We start from the raw sequence: 6,098 nt of genomic DNA, 5'->3' as shown, positions 1-6,098 counted from the left end.
ACTCTCAATGAAAGAATCATCCGTTCAGCCCAGATCAAAGGAACGACCATCAAACACCCTAAGTCCATGCAACGTTCAATGGCTCATGAAGCATCCATTCATTCACGACATGGTCGTAATTGGTTAATGGCAGGAAACATGGAAGGGTCCATCTACCATTACAATATAGCTCATAAACTCAATCCCCAATCTGAAAGGATCTCTTCAAATCTGGCCCTCAGTCATTTCAATATGGCAGCTCAACTCAATTCAAAAACCAATCAAAGTGCAGCCCTCTTTCATTATCGTACCGGTTTAAAATACCAACCCAAAAATCAAGCCGCCATAAACAATCTGGCTTGGATCCTTGCCACTTCCCCACAAGAAAAAATCCGGAATCCAAAAGAAGCTCTGGAAATGGCCAATCAACTTAATCGAGACACTGGTAATAAAATACCTCAGGTTCTGGATACTTTGGCCGCATCTCAAGCGGCAAACGCTGAATTTCAAATGGCGGTAACTACTATAAAAAATGCTATTTCTTTGTTAAAAGAAAATCCTGATGCCAACTTGCTCAAGTCCCTACAATATCGTCTGAGCCTATATGATAATCAGAAAATATATACAGATAACGGATCTAAAGGCTGAAAAGACAGATATTATTAATTGTTTTTGAGTACTATTTACTCTCATTACAATATTGTCCTTTATCGGCTCAGATATTGACTTTTTGCCTGTTTTTACTGATATTCTATGAAATACAGTTAATAAAAATTATCCCCTCATTCCCAATTCATAGTTTAAGACTTCAGGCTGAAACCTTAAACCCCACAACTAACCCTCAATTTATTATGTTAAAGAAAAACCTAGGGCAATTCCTTTCAATGGTTGCCGCAATACTCATTCTATCTGTTTCTGCTCAATCAGAAGAAATTTACACTCAAAACTTTGATGATTTCGATAATGGCGAAATTGAATTGGGAGATGGCAGTATAATCGCTGGTGCAGCGGCTTCAATCCAAGATGGCCGTTTGCAACTTACCATTGATGGTCAGGGGCTCGGCTTTTCAAGCTTTTCCGTCCCTCCAATGGAGGATTCATCTAAAGGCTTCAGGATGACTTTTGACTATGAAATGTTTGACAGTGTCGGAGCAGAAGATCCGGCTGACGGCTTTTCGATAAACTACGGAGGCGCAGCCATGGGAGAACTCGGAAGTGCTGAGGAAGGCATGAACCTCAAAGGCGTTCAGGAAAATCTTTCTTTTGAAGTTGATACATGGAGGAACGGTGACGTTGAACAGGGGGTCAATATATCAGGCTATTCAAATGGCGGGGATCTGGGCCAACTCGCTTTCACAAATGGTGTAATACTTGATGATGGGCAACGTGTTGAGGGCACGATGGAAATCAGTTGGTATCCGGGTAAGGGCGCCTCCTTCATAACGACAGGCCTTAACACAAACGCCGATTTCGAAGATGTAGAAACCGGTAATTTTATTGCAAGCGATGACCATACATTCATTTTTTCAGCAAGGGTCGGTGGAGCGAACCAGGACCTATTCATCGATAATTTGATCATTGAGACCGGCGGCGGTGATGACAGTGACGGGGATGGTCTTCCAGACGTCTGGGAAACGGCTAACGATCTCGATCCTGGGGATGATACTGGAGATAATGGTGCAGAAGGAGATCCCGACAATGACGGGGTCACTAACTTTGACGAATATGAAAATGGAACAAACCCACAGAATGAGGATACCGATGCGGATGGCCTCGCTGACGGCGTAGAAAATGGCACGGGTGATTATGATGGCCCTGACGCTACAGGAACGAACCCCCTCATTGCAGACACGGACGGTGACACTCTCCTTGATGGCGTTGAAAATCCAACACTTCCATACGATGAGGATGATCCAGAATCACAGCCCGGCACAGATCCAAACGATTCTGATACGGACGGTGACGGGATTAGTGACGGCAGCGAAATTGCTAACGGCACAGATCCGACCACTGAAGACGAAGGTGATGAAAACACTTACAGTCAGAACTTCGATGGTTATGCCGATGGAACGACAGATCTTGATGATGGTACCGTCATCGCTGGAACGGCAGCAGAAGTTATTGACGGCAGACTTCAATTGACCAAGGACGGCCAGGGGTTGGGCTTTTCCAGTTTTTCGGTTCCGGCAATCCCGGGCTCACCAGATGGTTTCAGAATCACTTTCGACTACGAGCTCTATGATAGTCCAGGAAATAATAATCCTGCAGACGGATTTTCAATAAATTACGGAGATGCTCAGCTCGGAGAGCTCGGAAATGCCGAAGAAGGAATGGCCGGAGGGCAAGCCTTTGAAAACATTTCCTTCGAGGTGGACACTTGGCAGAACTTTGACGCCGAGCAGGGAGTCAATATTTCAGGGGTCGCGGGAGGCACTGACCTGCAACAGCTCGCATTTAATAACGGACCAATCTTAAATGATGGAGAAAAAGTTGAGGGAACGATTGAAATCCAATGGCAGCCGGACGTGGGTGCCAGTTTCACAACGACGGGAATGAACACTAACGCGGATTTCACTGAAGTGGAAATTCCTGACTTTGTTGCTAGTGATGATCATAACTTCATCATCAGCTCTCGAGTCGGTGGCGCGAACCAGGACTTCTTCATCGACAATCTGGTCATCCAGGTCGGAATCTTTGATGGTGACGATGATGAGGACAACTTGCCGGACTTCTATGAAAATGAAAAGACAGGTAACCTCACTGACTTGAACGGACTCGGAGACGGGCCAGGACCTGGTGCAGGAACGGGGGACTTTGATGGTGACGGACTCACTGACTTTGACGAATACGAAAATAAAACTGATCCTACCAACGAAGACACTGACGAGGACGGACTCAGTGACGGAGTCGAAAACGGCTCAGGAGATTACGATGGACCGGACGCTACAGGAACGGACCCTCTCATTGCAGACACGGACGGTGACACTCTCCTTGATGGCGTTGAAAACCCAACACTTCCTTACGACTCCGAGAATCCCACGACCCAGCCCGGCACAGATCCAAACGATTCTGATACGGACGGTGACGGGATTGGTGACGGAAGCGAAATTGCTAACGGCACAGATCCGACTACTGAAGACGAAGCTGATGAAAGCTCTTACCGTCAGGGCTTCGATGGTTTTCCCGATGGAACGCTAGACCTTGAGGACGGTACCATCATCGCTGGAACTGCAGCAGAGGTAGTTGACGGCAGACTTCAACTGACCAAGGACGGTCAGGGGTTGGGCTTTTCCAGTTTCTCGGTTCCGGCAATAGCAGGATCGTCCCGGGGTTTCAGAATCACTTTTGACTACGAACTCTATGATAGTCCAGGTGCTAATAATCCGGCAGACGGATTTTCAATAAATTACGGAGATGCTCAACTCGGAGAGCTCGGAAGTGCCGAAGAAGGAATGGCCGGAGGTCAGGCCATCGAAAATCTCTCCTTCGAGATCGACACCTGGAGCAATGGTGACCCTGAGCAGGGAGTCAATATTTCAGGGGTCGCGGAAGGTGCAGACCTAGGCGAACTCGCATTTACCAATGGCATCATCATCAATGACGGGCAACGGACCGATGGTAAAGTCGAAATCGTGTGGCAACCAGACCTAGGGGCCACCTTCATCACGACCGGACTGAACACGAACGCGGACTTCGTTAATGTCGGCACTTCGGATTTCACTCCCGATGACGATTACAATTTCATTATTTCTGCCCGGGTCGGAGGAGCAAACCAGGACCTCTTTATCGATAACCTTGTCATTCAAGTCGGCATCTTTGACTTGGACGCAGACGAGGATAACTTGCCTGACGTTTATGAAAATGATGTGGCAGGGAACATCACTTCACTAGATGGCTTGGGCACGGGGCCAGGACCTGGTGAAGGAACTGGAGATTTTGACGGGGACGGTATTACCGACTTTGATGAATTTGAAAATAGAACAAACCCGACCAAGGAAGATACTGACGGGGACGGCTTAGCTGATGGTGTTGAGAGCGGAACCGGTGAATGGGTCAGCACTGATGACACCGGAACGAATCCTCTCGAGGCCGACTCTGACAATGATGGACTCCTCGACGGCGTCGAGAATCCTGACCTTCCCTATGACCCGGCCAATCCGGAAGATCAACCAGGATCAGATCCAAACCTCGTAGATACGGACGATGACACTGTAAGTGATGGCCAAGAAATTGCCAAGGGAAGGGACCCATCCAAAGCCCAAGCAGCCCCAAGGGGATACGTTCAGGACTTTGACGGCTTCCCAGATGGAACAACTGATCTCGGTGACGGCAGTGTCATTGCCGGGGCAGCTGCAGAAGTTGTTGATGGCAGACTACACCTGACCAAGGACGGTCAGGGCTTAGGATTCTCCAGCTTTACTATCCCTGCAATCAAAGACTCAGCTAACGGATGGACCGTTACCTTTGATCTTGAAATCTTTGACGGACCCGGAGCAAATGATCCTGCGGACGGATTATCTTTCAACTACGGTAACTTCAGCCTCGGTGAGCTCGGAAGAGCAGAAGAGGGAATGGAGACTATCGCTAATGTAACGGATAATCTATCCTTCGAAATTGATACATGGAGGAACGGTGACGCTGAACAAGGTGTCAACATCGCTGAGCAAACTGACGGATTTAAGAATGACGTTGAATTCACCAACGGAGTCATACTTGATGATGGAGGCACAGTCTCAGGTCCTGTCACTATATCTTACAATCCGTCGACAGGTGCATCCTTCAAGACAGAGGGACTCAACACCAATGCTGACTTCGAGGACGCAGTACTGACGACATTCGTTGGAGATGATACCTTTAACTTTGGTATCTCGGCCCGAGTAGGCGGTGCCAACGAGGACGTCTTCATTGATAACTTTGTGCTGTCACTCGGGACCCTAGGTACACCTTTCCAGATCATCGAAGTGACCAGAGACGGGACCGAAGTAAACCTGACCTGGTCCTCAAAACCTAACAGGATCTATCTGATCGAAAGATCCGAGGATCTGGAGAACGATGCGGACGACTCAAATCGTGACGGAATTGTCGGGTTCTGGGAAGAGATCGATGACGGTGTCGAAAGTGAAGGCGAAACGACAACATTCACTGACGAGGTTCCAGAAGATTCTAAAAAGATGTTCTGGAGAATAACAGACATAGGGCCTGCCAATTAGGCTGAACCCCTATCAGAAAAATAAATAACCAATATAAATCTCAAGGGGGGCTGTCCATGAGGGCGGCCCTTCTTATTTTAATCGCAAAGTTGTAGCAACCCCAATACTGGAGTAAAATATGAAAAGAAAAGCCCCTCATAACAATCCTATCCAGCTCATAAAAACTGTGAAAAATCAAACACTGCTAACTGCCCTTCTTCCGCTCTTCTGCTTCATGCCAATCGTGCCGGCCATGGCTGAAACTTATGACCAAGACTTCAATGGTTTTCCAAATGGAACCACTGAACTTGGTGACGGCTCGGTCATTACCGGTCAAGCTGCAAGTATTGTTGACGGTCGTCTTCAGTTAACCCAAGACGGAGAAGCACTAGGATTTTCAAGCTTTTCAGTTCCAGCCATTTCAGGATCTTCACAAGGGTTCACCATCACCTTCGACTATGAGCTCTATGATGGGCCTGGGAGTAATGATCCTGCTGACGGGTTTTCACTGAATTACGGTAACGCTCCTATGGGTGATCCTGGACAGGCAGAAGAGGGAATGGCTGGTCGTTCAGGAGTCACTGAGAACTTATCTTTTGAGGTGGATACATGGAGGAATGGTGATGCGGAGCAAGGAGTTAATATCTCTGGAATTGCGAACGGAGCGGACGTAGGTCAGCTCGCTTTCAAAAATGGAACAATCCTTAATGACGGGCAACGAGTTCAGGGCAGCATTGAAATGAGTTGGGATCCCGGGACCGGGGCCTCGTTCACCACCACAGGAATGAACACAAATGCAAACTTCACGGGAACAGATACTGCTGGATTTAATCCTAATGATGATCACACATTTATCATCTCAGCTCGTGTCGGTGGTGCGAACCAAGACCTTTTCATTGATAACCTTATTATAAGCACAGAAACAAATGA

Annotated in this window: 2 protein-coding genes; both read left to right on the top strand. The window is 47.6% G+C overall.

Features of this window, described 5'->3' with window-relative positions; translation table 11 throughout:
• Positions 1-701 precede the first annotated feature (701 nt).
• Positions 702-5,189, top strand: a complete 4,488-nt coding sequence (locus EYQ01_03410; GenBank protein HIE64861.1) for a hypothetical protein — start codon at positions 702-704, stop codon at positions 5,187-5,189.
• Positions 5,190-5,307: 118 nt separating this feature from the next.
• On the top strand, positions 5,308-6,098 hold a 791-nt coding region (locus EYQ01_03405), incomplete at its 3' end, for a hypothetical protein (GenBank protein HIE64860.1).

This window comes from Candidatus Manganitrophaceae bacterium (genome assembly GCA_012960925.1).
Taxonomy (GTDB): Bacteria; Nitrospirota; Nitrospiria; order SBBL01; family JAADHI01; genus DUAG01.
This window is presented reverse-complemented; position numbering and strand designations above follow the sequence as displayed.